This window comes from Arthrobacter sp. HLT1-20, assembly GCF_054510895.1.
Genome location: NZ_JBTNDR010000020.1, coordinates 24,666 through 39,850 on the forward strand (window position 1 = coordinate 24,666; position 15,185 = coordinate 39,850).

The 15,185-nt window shown below is 64.6% G+C and carries 14 protein-coding genes; 5 read left to right on the forward strand and 9 right to left on the reverse strand.

Annotated elements, in window-relative coordinates; genetic code table 11:
• Positions 1-13: 13 nt before the first annotated feature.
• Positions 14-655, forward strand: a complete 642-nt coding sequence (locus ACX80Q_RS11845; RefSeq protein WP_459330735.1) for an alpha/beta hydrolase — start codon at positions 14-16, stop codon at positions 653-655.
• Between the two features lie 62 nt (positions 656-717).
• On the opposite strand, the gene ACX80Q_RS11850 is transcribed toward ACX80Q_RS11845, so the two are convergent.
• On the reverse strand, positions 718-948 hold the full coding sequence (locus tag ACX80Q_RS11850; RefSeq protein ID WP_103467427.1) for an RNA-binding S4 domain-containing protein: 231 nt from the start codon (positions 946-948) through the stop codon (positions 718-720).
• Between the two features lie 86 nt (positions 949-1,034).
• Here ACX80Q_RS11850 and ACX80Q_RS11855 point away from each other — a divergent pair, with 86 nt between their 5' ends.
• The 4 genes from ACX80Q_RS11855 to ACX80Q_RS11870 all read left to right on the forward strand — a co-directional run bounded on the left by ACX80Q_RS11855 (position 1,035) and on the right by ACX80Q_RS11870 (position 6,152).
• Positions 1,035-2,102 carry a lactonase family protein gene (locus ACX80Q_RS11855; protein WP_459330736.1) on the forward strand — a complete coding sequence of 356 codons (1,068 nt, stop codon included), beginning with the start codon at positions 1,035-1,037 and terminating at the stop codon, positions 2,100-2,102.
• Positions 2,103-2,304: 202 nt separating this feature from the next.
• Positions 2,305-3,690 carry a glycine--tRNA ligase gene (locus ACX80Q_RS11860; RefSeq protein WP_459330737.1) on the forward strand — a complete coding sequence of 462 codons (1,386 nt, stop codon included), beginning with the start codon at positions 2,305-2,307 and terminating at the stop codon, positions 3,688-3,690.
• A gap of 2 nt (positions 3,691-3,692) precedes the next feature.
• A complete protein-coding gene (locus tag ACX80Q_RS11865) occupies positions 3,693-4,682 on the forward strand; it encodes a GNAT family N-acetyltransferase (protein WP_459330738.1) in 990 nt (329 codons plus the stop codon).
• 186 nt (positions 4,683-4,868) lie between these two features.
• Positions 4,869-6,152, forward strand: a complete 1,284-nt coding sequence (locus tag ACX80Q_RS11870) for a YibE/F family protein (RefSeq protein ID WP_459330739.1) — start codon at positions 4,869-4,871, stop codon at positions 6,150-6,152.
• A gap of 15 nt (positions 6,153-6,167) precedes the next feature.
• Here the strand turns inward: ACX80Q_RS11870 and ACX80Q_RS11875 are convergent, their stop codons facing one another.
• The 8 genes from ACX80Q_RS11875 to ACX80Q_RS11910 all read right to left on the reverse strand — a co-directional run bounded on the left by ACX80Q_RS11875 (position 6,168) and on the right by ACX80Q_RS11910 (position 15,158).
• Entirely contained in the window at positions 6,168-6,821 is a 654-nt protein-coding gene (locus ACX80Q_RS11875; protein WP_459330740.1) for a GNAT family N-acetyltransferase, read from the reverse strand.
• Positions 6,822-6,830: 9 nt separating this feature from the next.
• Positions 6,831-8,015 carry an FAD-dependent oxidoreductase gene (locus ACX80Q_RS11880; protein WP_459330741.1) on the reverse strand — a complete coding sequence of 395 codons (1,185 nt, stop codon included), beginning with the start codon at positions 8,013-8,015 and terminating at the stop codon, positions 6,831-6,833.
• Entirely contained in the window at positions 7,996-8,736 is a 741-nt protein-coding gene (locus ACX80Q_RS11885; protein WP_459330742.1) for a class I SAM-dependent methyltransferase, read from the reverse strand. The genes ACX80Q_RS11880 and ACX80Q_RS11885 overlap by 20 nt, the downstream gene beginning before the upstream one ends.
• The gene (locus ACX80Q_RS11890; protein ID WP_459330743.1) at positions 8,714-9,901 is read right to left on the reverse strand and encodes a type III polyketide synthase; all 1,188 of its coding nucleotides are present in this window, start codon (positions 9,899-9,901) and stop codon (positions 8,714-8,716) included. The genes ACX80Q_RS11885 and ACX80Q_RS11890 overlap by 23 nt, the downstream gene beginning before the upstream one ends.
• Positions 9,902-9,987: 86 nt before the next feature.
• On the reverse strand, positions 9,988-11,184 hold the full coding sequence (locus ACX80Q_RS11895; RefSeq protein ID WP_459330744.1) for a magnesium and cobalt transport protein CorA: 1,197 nt from the start codon (positions 11,182-11,184) through the stop codon (positions 9,988-9,990).
• Between the two features lie 247 nt (positions 11,185-11,431).
• On the reverse strand, positions 11,432-12,004 hold the full coding sequence (locus ACX80Q_RS11900) for a TetR/AcrR family transcriptional regulator (protein WP_459330745.1): 573 nt from the start codon (positions 12,002-12,004) through the stop codon (positions 11,432-11,434).
• A gap of 61 nt (positions 12,005-12,065) precedes the next feature.
• Positions 12,066-14,414 (reverse strand): YhgE/Pip family protein, encoded by a 2,349-nt coding sequence (locus ACX80Q_RS11905; RefSeq protein ID WP_459330746.1) that lies wholly within the window; start codon positions 14,412-14,414, stop codon positions 12,066-12,068.
• Positions 14,415-15,158, reverse strand: a complete 744-nt coding sequence (locus ACX80Q_RS11910; RefSeq protein WP_459330747.1) for an ATP-binding cassette domain-containing protein — start codon at positions 15,156-15,158, stop codon at positions 14,415-14,417.
• Positions 15,159-15,185 lie beyond the last annotated feature (27 nt).

The following is a 15,185-nucleotide window of genomic DNA, read 5'->3' on the forward strand; positions in this document are numbered from 1 at the left end:
GAAAGATGAAGGAATGAGCGAAACCCCCACAGTCCTTTGGTCACGTCCCGAATCCGAGCGCACCGGCACACCCCTGCTGGTCATCCTTCACGGCTACGGCGCCGATGAGGCCGACCTCTTCTCCTTGGCCGGCCAGCTGCCGGGCGAATTCACCGTGGCCTCCGTGCGCGCTTCCCTGCAGGCAGGTCCGGGCTACTCGTGGTTCCCGCTGCGCAGCGACCTGAGCTATTCCGTGTCTGCCGTGACCAGCGCCGCGGCCGCACTCGAAGAGTGGATTGACGCCGTCCGCGCCAACCACAGCTCCGTGAGCCTGTTGGGCTTCTCCCAGGGCATGTGCATGGCCATAACCTTGTTGCGGCACAGGCCGGCCGGCTATGCCGCCGTGGTGGGGCTCTCCGGTTTTGTGGTGGATGCCGAAGGCGATGCGTTCTTTGACGATGCAGCAGTGGCTGCCATCAAGCCGGAGGTTTTTTGGGGCCGCGACCAGGCCGACCCGGTCATTCCGGAAACGGCCATTGAGTCAACCAATGTGTGGATGCGGGCCAATGTGCAGCTGACAAAGGTTCTCTACACGGGGATCTGGCACGGCATCAACGCCCAGGAGATCTCCCATGTGGGCGAATTCCTGCAGTACAAGGTCTTGGCCGCGAAGTAGCCGCTTAAAGTACGACGGCGGGCACCCGACGTGGGTGCCCGCCGTCGTACTTGGGTGGTGGACTATCCGCCCGTGGTGATGCGAACGGTTTCGCCGTTGACGGTGACGGTGTCGCCGTGGTGCAGTTGGCGGCCGCGGCGCTCGTCGATCTCGCCGTTGACCTTCACCAGACCGGCCTTGATGAGGTCGGCGGCTTCCACGCCGTCCTCCACCAGGCTGGCTAGTTTGAGCAGCTGTCCCAGTCGGATCATGTCGTCGCGGATGGGGATGTCAATGATCTCGTGTGAACTCATGGCTTAATTGTGCCGCATGGATGGCAATGCCGCTGCGCAGGCGGGTAGCTTGGAGCCAAGGTCTTTCATCACAAGGAGAATCAGCCATGTCATCCACACCTGCCATTATTGTCAGCGGCTACACCGAAGAAGGCTATGGTGCCGGTCCTGGGCTGTCCTTGTTTGAGGTGCTGGCCGACGGCACCGTGGGGGCACTGCTGAGAAAAAGCTCTGCTGTGCTAAATCCTTCGTTCCTCAGCACGGGAGGCTGGCTTTTGCTCGCGGTGGAAGAACTGCCGGAGGGCAACGTTGTTGCCGTTGATCCGCTCACCCTGGAAGTCCTTGGCCGGGCACCAACCCTGGGCTCGGATCCCTGCCATGTTGCCCTGGTGGACGGTCAGGTGTGGGTGGCCAACTACTCATCGGGCACGGCAACCGTGCTGGCGCTGGATGGCCTGCTCGGCAATGACGCGCCCGCCGCGCAGGTTTTGGCGCATCCTGGCAGTGGCCCCGTGGTGGAGCGGCAAGCTGAATCCCATGCGCACCAGGTGACTCCCACACCGTGGGACAGCGTGCTTGTGGCGGACCTTGGTTCCGACCGGGTGGATGAGTACGCCCAGACCGCCGGCAGCCACACCTTGCTGCGATCGGCACAACTGCCGCCGGGAACAGGCCCGCGCCATGTTGCGCTCAAGGGGGATTTCCTCCTGGTGGCGGGCGAGCTCGATGGCTGCCTGCACGTGCTGCAAAGGACGCCGAACCGTGCACCAGGAGAAACCTCCCGGGAGGACTACTTTTGGCATTGGCTGTTCAAGACGCCGTTGGCGCCATCCGTCGCGGAGCTTGAAGCCGCGGAGCAGTTTTATCCCTCACACATCCAGCTCTCCGGGGACGGCAGCAAATTGTATGCGGCCGTTCGCGGCCCCAACACCCTGGTGACCCTGGATGTGGCGGGCCTGGTCGCGGAGCAACCGGCGCCGCCGAGTTTTCTGGGGCAGATTCCCTGTGGCGGCACCTGGCCGCGGCACTTTGCCGTGGGCCGCAACCAGGTCTACGTGGCAAATCAGCTCTCCAACAACGTCGCCGTCTTCGAACTGGACAGTCACGGCTTGCCGGGTGCGGAACCCGTGCAGTCCGTGGACTTCGGCAGTCCCACCTGCATTTTGATCGCCTGACGCCCGCAGGAGGATCCACCGCCTCGCTGATTCCGTCCGGGGGCCGCTGCAGACATCCGCCCGTGGTTCACCCGGCAGCGAATGTCCGCAACGGCCCCCGGCACAGCGAAGCGGGTCAATTCCCGCCGAACAGCTGCGCAACTGTAGGCTAGAGCGCGAGACGGACCGCACCCAGCGGCCTCGTAATTAATAGGAGTAAACAGTGGCGCCTCAGTCCAAGCTTGACCAGGTCATTTCACTCGCGAAACGTCGCGGCTTTGTATTTCAGGCCGGTGAGATTTACGGCGGTTCACGGTCGGCCTGGGATTACGGCCCCCTCGGCGTTGAGCTGAAGGAAAACATCAAGCGCGAATGGTGGCAGTCATTTGTCCGCGGCCGCGAAGACATGGTGGGCCTTGATTCCTCCATCATCTTGCCCAAGGCCGTCTGGGAAGCCTCCGGTCACGTGGCAACGTTCACCGACCCGCTGGTCGAGTGCACCCAGTGCCACAAGCGCCACCGCCAGGACCACCTCATGGAAGCCTTTGAGGCCAAGAAGGGCCGCCTGCCGGAGAACGGCATGGAAGACATTGTCTGCCCCGACTGTGGCACCAAGGGCCAGTGGACCGAGCCGCAGCTCTTCTCCGGCCTGGTCAAGACGTTCCTGGGCCCGGTGGATTCCGCCGCAGGCCTGCACTACATGCGCCCCGAAACCGCGCAGGGCATCTTTGTGAACTTCAACAACGTGCTCACCACCTCTCGCAAGAAGCCCCCGTTCGGCATCGGCCAGATCGGCAAGGCCTTCCGCAACGAGATCACACCCGGCAACTTCATCTTCCGCACCCGTGAGTTCGAGCAGATGGAAATCGAGTTCTTTGTGCCCGGCGAAGATGCCGAGAAGTGGTTCAAGGAATGGGTCGAGCTGTGCTGGGACTGGTTCATCGATTTGGGCATCAACCCGGAGAACATGCGCCGTTTTGACGTCCCCGAGGACGAGCGCGCCCACTACTCCGCCGGCACCATCGACTTTGAGTACAACTTCGGCTTCCAGGGCTCTAAGTGGGGGGAGCTCATGGGTGTCGCCAACCGCACCGACTACGACCTGGGCTCGCACACCAAGGGCTCCGGCACGGATTTGAGCTACTTCAACCAGGCCACGGGCGAGCGGTTCACCCCGTACGTCATTGAGCCCTCCTTCGGCCTGACCCGTTCCATGATGGCGTTCCTGGTGGACGCCTACGTTGAGGACGAGGCCCCCAACGCCAAGGGCGGCGTGGACAAGCGCACGGTCCTGAAGCTGGATCCGCGCCTGGCCCCCGTCAAGGCTGCGGTCTTGCCGCTGAGCCGCAACGAGGATTTGTCCCCGAAGGCCAAGGAGCTTGCCAACACCCTGCGCAGGCACTGGAACATCGAGTTCGACGACGCCGGCGCCATTGGCCGCCGCTACCGCCGCCAGGATGAGATTGGCACCCCGTTCTGCATCACCGTTGACTTTGAAACACTCGAGGACAACGCCGTGACCATCCGTGAGCGCGACACCATGAGCCAGGAGCGCGTGCCCCTGGATCAGGTGCAGGCGTACCTGGCCACCCGTCTCCTGGGTGCCTAAGCATGGCTGAGCTGACATACCGGTCGTGGCGCGACGGCGACGACCTGACCCTGCTGGAAATTTGGGGTGACGCCGATTCCGCTGCGGCCGGGCAGTTCCGTGCCGCGTTGGCGCCGGAGCAGGATGCCAATCCATGGCGGCGCACCATTGTGGCCGAGGATCAGGGCATCCCGGTTGCGGCCGGTGTGGTGTACTCCACCAAGCTCCACCCGGCCCGCCTGTGGGCCTTCGTTGAGGTTGCCAAGGACCACCGCCGTGCAGGCGTTGGTGCCACCTTGCTGACCATGTTGCGCCGTGAAGCACACGGTGCGTTTGAGACTGGCTTGGTCAGTACCACGGCGTTGCGTAGCAAGGTTGCCCCGGAGACTTCCGGTGCCGCTTTTGCGCAGGCCATGGGCCTGGGCGTGCTGCAGCGCAACAGGGTCATCGAGGTGGGCCCCGGCGCGTTGAAGCTGCCCAGCTTTGGCGAAGGCACCGAGGAGGAGGCAACTGCCCGTCTTCAGGACCTGGCCACCGGTTCGGTTGAACTGACCGACGTTGTGGGCCGCTACTACGAATCCGTGAACCAGTGGGATCCCACCGGACCCTTGAGTCCCGGGACGGTGCAGCGGATGTTCCTGGATGACCTCACGGGCGCCCACGGAGCCTTGGTGCTGCGGGCCGAGCCTGCCAGCGCCTTTGGCGCCGATGTTGCCCCGAGTAAGAAGGGCAAGATCCAGGCGTTCGCTTTGAGCTACTCGCAGGGCAGCATTGAGACGAACGAGGATATCCCCGCCAGCGCCTCCGAGGTGTTCCTCGGCGTGGAACCCGCCCTGGGTAACGATGAAGCGGTGCAGGCCGCGTATGACCTGCTGGCTCTCATCACCCACCAGTACCCCGTGCTGCTTGAACTGGATGACGCCATGGAAGCCCTCGCGGCTGTGGTCAACCCGATGATTGCCGTGGGTGCTGCCAAGGTTCGCGGCACCGAAACACTCGTCGTCGGCGAGTAAGTTCAACCTATCCGCCGCCGGACTCACCTCCGGCGGCGGACCAGGATTTCCTCGGTCGCTATCCGACCCGTCGGCCGCGGGCGGCCTTTGGGGTCTCCTTTACGCGACCTGCGGAAACCCTGGCTCCGCCGCCTTAGTGGGCGGTCACCACACCGCCACCGCCAACCGAAGGACTGATTTCAGCCTATGGGACACTCGCACTCGCACGGTGACACTGACGATTCTTTGCTGAGCCGGGCCGAGCTGCGCAGCCGCAACGCTGTGCGGCGCCGGGCAGTGGTTTTGCTGAGCTGGATCCTGGCGCCACTGGCGGTGCTCACGCTGGTAGCCATGGCGTTGATGTGGCCCGGCGGCGACAACGCGGCACCTGCTGCGGGGAACCCGTACACGGCGGCGCCCGGGGCCAGCATTGAGACGGGCGTTGTGCAGCGCACAGCCACCCAGGATTGCCCCGGCAGCACCGTGGGTGCTCCTGCTGGCAGCTGCTTCATCGCCTACACGGCGGTGGACGGAGCCGCCGAGGTGCCTGTTGTTGTCAGCCCGGACATTGTCCAGGCCCGTGGCGTCAATGCCGGCGACAAAATCAGCTTCCTGGACCTGTCCGGGCTGCCGGGCATGACAGGCGCCGAGAATCCCGGCACGCAGTACGTCTTCATGGACTTTGTCAGGACCATGCCCATGGGACTGCTCGCTGCGCTCTATGCGGTGGTGGTCATAGCAGTGGCCAGGTGGCGTGGGCTCCGGGCCATCGTGGGATTGGGCGGGGCGTTTGCCGTCCTGGCCTGGTTCATTTTGCCCGCCCTGGCACAAGGGCAGCCGCCGCTGCTGGTGGCCTTGGTGGGATCCTCGGCCATCATGTTTGGGGTGCTCTACTTTGCCCATGGCTTCTCCGCCCGCACCTCCACCGCCTTGTTGGGAACGCTGTTTGGGTTGGCCGTCACCGCGGGAATGGCCTACTGGGCGGTGGATGCGGCCGCGCTGACAGGAACCTCTGACCACAACGCCTACCAGCTGCTCAGCCTCACCCAGGGGATGTCACTGTCCGGGATGATCCTGTGCGGCCTGGTCATTTCCGGCCTGGGCGTGCTGAACGATGTCACCATCACCCAGTCCTCCGCCGTGTGGGAACTGTACGAACTGGCCCCGCACACCAGCACCCGCGAACTCTTCACCTCGGCCATGCGCATTGGGCGCGACCACATTGCCTCCACCGTCTACACCATTGCCTTTGCCTACGCTGGAAGCGCCCTGCCGGTGCTGCTCATGGTGTCCCTCTATGACCAGCCGTTGCTGAACGCACTGACCAGCGCCGAACTCGCCGAGGAAGTGGTGCGCATCCTGGTGGGCTCGATCGGCCTCGTCTTGGCCGTCCCGGTCACCACGGCCGTTGCGGTTGCCGTGGTGAAATCCACCGGCCGGAAGAGTGACCCCACCAGCCCGGAGAAGCTGCAAACCGTGCCCGCCCTGTAACCCCTGTTCTGCTGGCTAAACGGGCAGAAAAAGGTCGCGCCGCACGGCGTTGAACCCATCCACCGTAATGTCCCAGTCGGGCCGGTTGAAGTCGGCGGCCAGCAACCGCACCTCCTGCAATTCATCGGGGTGGCCGGCCCTGGGTTCGATGGGCCTGATGGCTCCATGACGGTAACCCAGGCTTCGCGAGACACCGAGTGAGGCCCGGTTCCAGACGGCGGCGCTGGATTCCGCAGCGTCGGCCCCCAGGTGGTCGAAGGCAAAGAGCAGTGCCGCGGCACGCATTTCCTTGCCGTATCCCCGGCCTTGCTGCGCCACCGTGAGCCATGAACCGGAGTTGACGGTCTTGGTGGTGGAGAACCCGGCTGCCCCCACGGATTGGGTGCCGATTGGCACCCCGCCGAGCAGGACAGTGAAGTTTAGAGTCCAGTGGTCGGGCCGGACGCCGGCCCGCAACTCCCACTGGTGGCGGGCCATGCCCCGGGCCATGTCCAGCGGGTCTGCATCGGTCCATGGCACCGAAAACGGCATGACGGCCGGATCATGGATGCCAGCCAGTGCGGCATTGACAATGCCGGGCAGATCATCGTCCCGGACAATTCGCATGGTGAGGCGCGGGGAGGTGATCGTGAGTTCGAACAGGGGCCAAACGTCCGAGGGTGTATGCATGTGAACACCCTAGCCGGGCGCCCGCCACGGGGCCATGCTGAAGCGCCGCGCCACCACGTCTTTGGGCCATTGGGCCCGGAACGCCACACGGACCAACTGGTGCCGTTTTTCCAGGTACGACGCCGGATGGGGCCGTCCCAGCGCCATGTTTAGCCACGCCTGGGCGGAGGCCCCCGCTGCCGCGGCCATGCGTGATTGTTCAAACTGTGCCAGCCGGCGCCCCGTGGCTTCCCCCCGCAGCGCGGCCGTGATGATGGGGGCCAGGGCCGCGGCGTCCAGCCAGCCCAGGTTCATGCCTTGGCCCCCGATGGGGCTGATCTCGTGGGCGGCGTCGCCAATGAGCGCAGCCCTGCCGGCCACCATTCGGGTCGCCAGCCGCGACCGGACACCAAACGCGCTGAGCATGCTGTTTTCGGCCGCCGGTACCGCAACGCCCGTGCGTTCGGCAATGAGTCCGGCCAGCTCCGCGGCTCCTGCACCGTCCAGCAGGGTGTCGGTGTGGACCACCCAGCGTCGCAGCCCGCCCGGCAGTGGGAACGATTCCACTATCCCGCCGGGTTCCAAATACAGCACGGCCGCGGGGCCGTCGGATCCTGTGTCCGGAAAGTCGCCCATGAGGTAGGTGTCGGGGTAGTTGCGCCCCCGCGTGGCGATGCCGAGTTCCCGCCGCAGCGTTGACTTGGCCCCGTCGGCACCCACCACCAGCCGGGCCGTGAAGGACTGCTCTCCAGATCCGCCCAATCCTGGCCCGGCGCTCGAGGAAGTAGTCAGCGTGACATGCGTTCCGGCGTCGTGCACGGCGGTGACGGCCAGGCCGCGCAACAACGCACTCGGGTCAAGGGCGGCCACCCGGGCCTCCAGCAGGGCCTCGGTCCGCGCCTGCGGCAGGGCAAGGATGAACGGGTGGGCATTGCCGAGCCGCAAGAAGCTCAGTTCCGTCACGGTCCGCCCGGCGCTGCGGGCCACTCCGCGGCTGATGTGTACACCGTCGCGGATCAACGCGGGGCCGATCCCCGCCTGGGCGAGCGCCGCCAGCCCCGGGGGGTGGATGCCAATGGCCCGCGAATGCTCGCTGCGCGCGGAGCGCTGCTCCAGTATGCGCACGCTCACACCCTGCTGCAACAGCAGCGCACCCAGATGCAGGCCAACCGGCCCGGCCCCCACAATCAGCACATCAAGCATGGCGTGCGGCATCTGCTGCTGGCTGCCAGAGCAACAAATTCCGGAAGGGCCGCTCGGAGGTGACAACCCAGCCCGGGGGGGCCTGGGCACGCAACTCGTCCGCCGTGTAACTGCGCCTGATGGAGGTGAGCCCGTCGCGGCGAATGAACGACCCCGGGAAGAACGGCAGCGTCCCGGCGGCGAACAGGGCGTAGGCCACGGGGCTCCGGGCAATGTCGCTGTGGATCACCGCCACCGTGGCCAGGGCGGCGGAATCGGCCAGCAACCCGGCAAACTCGGCCGGGGTGAGGTGGTGGAGGATGTGGTTGGAAATGACCAGATCGAACCCGGCACCCTCGGCGACCAGTTCGGCGCTGAAGGCTTTTCTGTAGGCGAGGCGGGGTGCCGGTGGCTGGGACTGGGCAAACGCAAAGGCCCTGTCATCCGGATCAATGGCAGTAATTTCCAGCCACAAACCGTCCGCCGCAGCCCAGCGGGCCAGGCTGCGGGCCACGTCGCCGCCGCCGCAGCCAATGTCAAGCAAAGTTGTCCTGGCGGCGGCGGAGAGTAGCGGCCGGATGCGGTGCCGGTAGTTGCTGCGCCAGCCAGACACCACAGCGTTGATCAGCGGAAATTGGGCATAGGTCCGTTGCAGCGTGGCAGGATCGCACTCCGGCCTGTCCATTTCCTCCACGGCCTGCAGATCACGGGTGCGCAGGAACCGGCCGGGACTAGACCCTGACAGCGTGGTCAAACTGGTTCCCTGTGTCCTGGCCGGACAGGCTGGGCAGTTCTGCGACCTTGGTGAAAAGGGACGTTTCCACCGTGAGTCCCGGGCCAAAGGCCATGCCGCAGATGGTTTCGCGTTCCTCCACGGAGGGCTGCTCCAGGATGTGTTTGAGCACGAACAGCACGGTGGCGCTGCTCATGTTGCCGAAGTTGCGCAGGGTTTCCCGGGCGGGGATGAGCTGTTCGTCGCTGAGCTCCAATTTGGCTTGGACCTTGTCCAAAATGCTTCGCCCGCCGGGGTGGATGGCCCAGTGTGCAATGTCGCCATAGGGGAGCCCCGCCAATGCCGGTGCCCGGGCCAATAGCGGCTCCAGGGCGCCCACAATGTGTTCATCGATGATCCGGGGCACATATGTGTCCAGAACCATTTCAAAGCCGTGGTCGCCAATGTTCCAGGCCATGGAGTCTTCCCCCACGGGGGTCAGCACTGTCTCAAAATGGTCCAGTTCCAGGACGGGGCCGGAGTAGGGCAGGTCGCGGGCTGTGATGATGGCGGCCCCGGCCCCGTCGGCAAACAGGGAGGAGCCCATGATGGTGTCGGGATCGTTGGAGGTGCGCACATGCAGCGAACACAGCTCCACGGAAACCACCAGCACCACCGCATCCGGATCCGCCTCACAAAAGGCCTTGGCCGCACGCAGGGCCGGGAACGCAGCGTAGCAGCCCATGAACCCCAGATGGTAGCGCTGCACCGAAGGACTGAGCCCCAGGGCGCGGACAATCTTGTAGTCCGGCCCCGGGTTGAAAAAGCCTGTGCAGGAAACCGTCACAACGTGGGTGATGTCTGCGGCACCCAGTTCGCGGCAGGCCGCAAGTGCCTTGGCCGCGGCCTCAATGAACAAGGCCGTGGCCTCGGCCGCGAACAAGTCGTTGCGCTCTTTGGTGGTGGGGTTCAGCAGCAGTCCGGTTGCGCCGTCGTAAAACATGGGGTCGGGGCCGTGGAAGTCCAGGCTCATTTCGGCAACCGCCGTGTGCCGGGTGTCGATGGCTGCCGAATCAAAGCAGGTGCGCACCAGGCGCTGGCCCAGCCGGGTCAACCCCGGCTGGGCGGCAAACACGTCCCGGGCCTGCTCCTGAATCAAGATGGTGGCTGGAACTGCTGTTTCTAAGGCCCGCAAGGTGACAGTCATAGTCCATTCTTAGGGCCGCCCGCGCCTGTGCACAATGGGGGAGGTACAAAAGATGCAGCTATCTAAGGACTATGACGGCGTGCTGCCTAGATCCATTTGCGGTTCCGGAAGATGCCAAACAGCACCACGCTGACCCCGAACATGGCAATCAGGGCCAGCGGGTAGCCCCACTCCCAGTGCAGTTCTGGCATGGAGTCAAAGTTCATCCCGTACACGGTGCCCACCAGGGTGGGGGCGAACAGGATGGCGGCCCAGGCCGAGATTTTCTTGACTTCCTCGTTCTGGTCATTGCTGGCCTCCGCCAGGTGCTTCATTTCCTCGTTCTGGCGCTGCGCCACCAGCGTGGCGTTCACGGTGAGAATGTCCCGGAGCATGAACCGGAAACCGTCAATCTTGTCGTTGACCTGCTTGACGTGGTCATCCACATCGCGCAGGTACTGCTGCAGGTCCTCATTGATGCCGTACTTGGTGAAGCCGCCGGCCAGGGCCTCAAGAATGCCCACCATGGGCTTGGTGGAGCGCTGAAACTCAATGACCTCGCGGGAAAGCTCATAGATGCGCCGCGACACTTGGGGATCGCCGCTGAAAACTTCCGTTTCAATCTCGTCAATGTCATTCTCAAGACCCGTCACCACGGGGGCGAAACCGTCCACCACGGCGTCCAAAATGGCGTACAGCACCGCTTCCGGGCCCAGCTGCAGCAGTGTTTGGTCCTGCTCCATGCGGCGGCGCACCGTCGCCAGATCGGGGGAGTGGCCGTGGCGGACGGTGATGATGAAGTTGGGGCCAACAAAAATGTGCAGTTCACCAAATTCCACCTCCTCCTGCGATTCCAGGTAGCGGGTGGCGCGCAGCACCGCGAACAGCGTGGTGCCGTAGCGTTCAATCTTGGAGCGCTGGTGGGCCATGACGGCGTCCTCCACAGCCAGCTCGTGCAGATCAAATTCGGCGGCCAGCTCCTGCAGCTCCGCCTCCTCCGGGCGGACCAGCCCAATCCAGGCCATGGACCCGGGGGCCTTGTTCAGTTCCCGGAAGGTGTCAGGGAGGGTGCTGGGGGAGGAAATCCTCTTCCCCTCCAAGTAGATGCCGGCGTCAACCATGCTGTTGTGGCTTTGCGGGCGGACGTGTTCGACGTCGTAGCTCGGCTTCCGCGCCGAGCCCGGGTCGGCAGGGGCGAGGGTATCGCGGGGCTTGAGGGGAACCAGGTTTTGCAGGCGCGTGGCAGTGCGGCGGGTGTTCATGGGGATTCCAAACGGCAGTGAGGGAAGGGGCCAGTCATGCATGGCCAGCCTCCATAGGCCGCCTGATGGAGCGCAAACGCTCCATGGAACAGTTGCGCTGTGCAAATGCCTTAGGCAGGGTAGGAGGGGGCCATGGAATACATACTTGGGGGTTCGGCCATCATGGCACTGACCACCTCTTTCCACGGATTGCGCCCTCCCGGGCGGATGAAACTCTCAAGGCTGAGAATATCAGCAAAGTTGCCGCGCACCCGCCCGAGCATTTTCGCCGCTGCCCAGGGGCAATCGCCTAGTGGGCCAGGCGCCCCGAATAGGTGAAGAGAATGGCAGCCGAGACTTCCTCTACGGGCGTCTCCGGGGTGAACAGCAGCCATTCCAGCCCGCCCATGAGGGTTGCCCCGAAAATGCCGCCAGCCATCAACAAACGGGTGGCCTCCGGGGTGTCCGCCGGAACCAGGGGGGCAAGTGCGGTGCCAATCTCGGAAACACCTTCACGGCGCAGCACGCTGACTGTGTGCTGCCAGACCCTGTCGGTGCGGAAAATTTCCGCGGCCATCAGCTTTGCCAGGGCCCGGTTCTCAGCAATCAAGGTCAGCATCTGCGTGACCATGGCCTCGATGGCGCCAAAGCCACTTGCTTGTTCGCGGGCCGTGCGCAGCGTTGCTGACAGCGAGCTGACGCCCGCCGTCAGCAACTCCTCAAACAGCTTGTCCTTGGAGGAAAAGTTGTAATACACGCTGCCCTTGGCCACCCCCGCCCGTTCGGCCACCTCATCCATGGTGGTGCCGGAAATCCCGTGCAACGCACCTAATTCCAGTGCGGCAGCCAGGATGGCCTGTTTGGTGGCAGAGATGCGGGGCACGGGGTTCCTTAGTATTTTGGGCTGGCAGGGACTTGGCTGAACCGCCAGGCCGGGGTGTTGCCTACATTTCCAGTTCGGGATGCAGGCGTTTGATGGAGAAGACACGCTGGCGGCCGGCACTGAAGGAGCTGACAGCCACCGATCCCAGTGCCAGTGCAGCAAGGAATGCCACCGAGACCCACAACCGGGAGTCTATTCCACCAGTCATCAGCTCCCTAAGTCCACTCACCACATACGTGGCCGGCATGAACGGGTGAAGCGCCTGGAAGAAGCCGGGCGTGGTTTCCACCGGGTAGGTTCCACCGGAGGAGCTCAGCTGGAGCATCAGCAGCACCAGGCTGACCACCCGCCCGGTTGCCGTGCCGAAGATGATGATGAACATTTGCTGCAGGGCAAGGAAAGCCACGGTGGTCAGGTAGATGAACGCAGCCATTGCCACCGGGTAGACCGGTTTCATGTCCAGGCCCCACAGCAGGACGGCCATCATGATCAACACCTGGCCCAGGCCAATGGCCAGGGCAGGCAGCAGGCCCGTCAGGACGCTCCGCAGCCCATTGGCTCCGGCAGCGAGGGCCCTGGTGGGCAGCGCCCGCAGCAACAACCAGGAAATCAAGGCGCCCACAAAGGTGGCCAGTGCAATGAAGAACGGCGCAAAGCCCTCACCGAAACTCTTGGACTCATTGCTCCACTGTGACTTGACGGCCACGGGGGCTGCCAGGACCTGCGACTTCTGCTCCAGCAATTCGGGGGAATCGTTGGGGATGGCCTTGCCGCCGTCGCCCAGTTTTTCAGTGAGCTGCTGGCTGCCGGCGGCGAGTTTCTCTGCACCCGCCGACAGCTCAGTTCCACCCGCAAGCAGTGTCCCGGTGCCTGTTGCCAGCTCCGAGGTGCCGTTGCTCAAGGAGCCTGCCCCGGTGGCCAGCGCCGCTGCGCCGTCCTTGGCGGTGCCGGCACCCGTGGAGAGGGCTGCTGCCCCGCCGGAAACCTTGGCGGCACCGCCGGCCACATCGGCGGAACCCGTTGCCGCGCTCTGGACCCCCTTGGCCAGGGTGGCCGCGCCCGAATTCAGCGTGGTTGCACCCTTGGCGAGCGAGTCTGCACCCGTTGCTGCATCGCTGACACCCGTGGAGAGTTTGGTGACGCCCACAGACACAGCATCGGCGCCAGCGGCCAGCTTGGCAGCGCCCGCGGACAGGGGAGCGGCGCCTTGGGTGGAGAGAGCTTGCGCACCCGCGGCCAACTTGCCGGCTCCCGCCGCAACGGGCGAGGCAGCCTCAGCGTGGAGCTGCTTGAGGCTGTCCACCAGGGCGCTCGCAGGGGTTCCCGGCGGCAGACTTTCGGCACTGGCAATGAGCTTGGCCAGTTGGGCGGAGGTTTGGGCGGCACCGGTGGCCACACTATCGGCGCTCGTGGCCAAGGTAGCGGCTGATCCGGAAAGCTTGGCTGCGCTCGCGGACAGGGTTCCGGCACTGGCTGAGACGGAGGCCGCACCTTGCTCCAACTTCTGTGCGTCGGGGATGGATCCGGTCAAACTGGTGGCCAGTTGGCCGGTTCCTGCGGCAAGGGTGCTGCTGCCGGCTGCCAACTGGGCGGCGCCTGTGTTCAGTTGCCCCAAACCGGTGGCCAGGGAACCGGCACCAGCGGAAAGGCTCGATGCGCCGGTGTTAAGGGTTGCTGCGCCGCCGGCCAGCGTGTCAATGCCGTTGGACAGGGCTAAGGCGCCGTCGGAAAGCTGCAGGGCGCCATTGTTCAGGGTCACCGAGCCGCTGGCCAGTTGCGTCATGCCGACCACCAGCTTGCCGGCGCCGTCCTTGGCCGTGCCGATGCCCTCGGTGACGTCAGCGGAACCGTCGGCCGCGGCACGCAGCCCGGCTCCGGCGTCGTGCAATCCCACCAGCAGGGTGGAGGAGGTCTGCTCGCCCAGCTGTTCGGAAACAGCGTCGCGCACCTGGGCCATGGCCTGCTTGCCCAGGACGCTGGAGAGGAAGTTGTTGGAATCGTTGAATTGCACATCCAGCATGGTCTGGGCTGGCGTGTCGGTCCCCACGGAGACGGCGTTGGCGGAGAAATCGCTGGGGATGGTCAGGGCAAAGTAGTACTTGCCGCTGGCCACGCCCTGTGCGGCGCCGTCGGTGTCCGTCTGCTCCCATTTGAGGTCCATGCCGTCCAGCAGCTTAGTGGTCAGGTCCTGGCCGGCGTTGACGGCTTCTCCGTCATTGCTGGCACCCACATCCTGGTTGACCAGGGCCACGGGAAGCTCATCCATGTGCTTGTCCGGGGCCTGGAACGCCCACAGGTACAGGGCGCCGTAGATCAGCGGGATGAACAGCATCACGGCAACGGCAATCTTGGGCATCTTGCCGCGCTTGAATCGGCTCAGTTCCGTGCCGGAGGATAAAAAGGCAAACATTTAGACGGTCTCCAATTCGTGCTGTGCTGCTGCTGGTTCTTGTTCCGGTTCTTGTTCCGGCTCTTCTTCAGGGGTGCTTTGGTGGGTGCTGATGTCCACCACGGTGGGAGAAATGTCCAGCTGCTCCCAGAGCTGCGCGTCAAGGGACGAGGATGAGACCACCACATCCGTGCCAGCGCCGGCAAGGTGGGCCAGCCGGTCCCAGACGATGGCGCGGGAGCTGGTGTTGCGGATCTGCTCCAGGTCATCCACAAACAGGATTTTGGGCCGGCTCATCATGGCCAGGGCAATGCGGAGCAGGAACGCTTGCGTGTCGCTCAAGTCCCAGATGACTGTGTTGGCGTGAGGGATGGGCTCGCGGCCAAAGGTGGGGGCGCAGATCTTGGCCACGTCCACATCGTTAAGCTTGGGCACCCGTGACCACCAGGGGGAGATCCATGCGAGACGCTCCCGCAGCGCGGCGCCCACCGTGACGGACTCCTCCAGCTCGTCAATGCCGTGGAAACCCGCCACAGAGCTGATCTTTTGGATTGCCCGCAGCTTCTGGGGCAGTTCGTATCCGCCCACCAGAAGGCTGCCTTCTTGGTGCTTCATACGCCCGGCCAGGGTCAACAGCAGCGATGTCCGCCCGCTTCCGGCGTCGCCGCGGAGCACGCAGAGGCCGCCGTCCAGTTCAAAGCTGAGGGGGCCGTAAACAGGGCCGCGGCCTGCTGACAGCGCAAGATTATTGGCATGAATCTGCACAGGGGTTCCTTCGTGTGGGGCAATTTT

Bases quoted from the DNA above. Each gene is read 5' to 3' on its own strand.
- ACX80Q_RS11880 (WP_459330741.1), bottom strand. From the start codon at position 8,015: ATGCCGCACGCCATGCTTGATGTGCTGATTGTGGGGGCCGGGCCGGTT.
- ACX80Q_RS11845 (WP_459330735.1), top strand. From the start codon at position 14: ATGAGCGAAACCCCCACAGTCCTTTGGTCACGTCCCGAATCCGAGCGC.
- ACX80Q_RS11855 (WP_459330736.1), top strand. From the start codon at position 1,035: ATGTCATCCACACCTGCCATTATTGTCAGCGGCTACACCGAAGAAGGC.
- ACX80Q_RS11870 (WP_459330739.1), top strand. From the start codon at position 4,869: ATGGGACACTCGCACTCGCACGGTGACACTGACGATTCTTTGCTGAGC.
- ACX80Q_RS11865 (WP_459330738.1), top strand. From the start codon at position 3,693: ATGGCTGAGCTGACATACCGGTCGTGGCGCGACGGCGACGACCTGACC.
- ACX80Q_RS11905 (WP_459330746.1), bottom strand. From the start codon at position 14,414: ATGTTTGCCTTTTTATCCTCCGGCACGGAACTGAGCCGATTCAAGCGC.
- ACX80Q_RS11890 (WP_459330743.1), bottom strand. From the start codon at position 9,901: ATGACTGTCACCTTGCGGGCCTTAGAAACAGCAGTTCCAGCCACCATC.
- ACX80Q_RS11895 (WP_459330744.1), bottom strand. From the start codon at position 11,184: ATGCATGACTGGCCCCTTCCCTCACTGCCGTTTGGAATCCCCATGAAC.
- ACX80Q_RS11875 (WP_459330740.1), bottom strand. From the start codon at position 6,821: ATGCATACACCCTCGGACGTTTGGCCCCTGTTCGAACTCACGATCACC.
- ACX80Q_RS11850 (WP_103467427.1), bottom strand. From the start codon at position 948: ATGAGTTCACACGAGATCATTGACATCCCCATCCGCGACGACATGATC.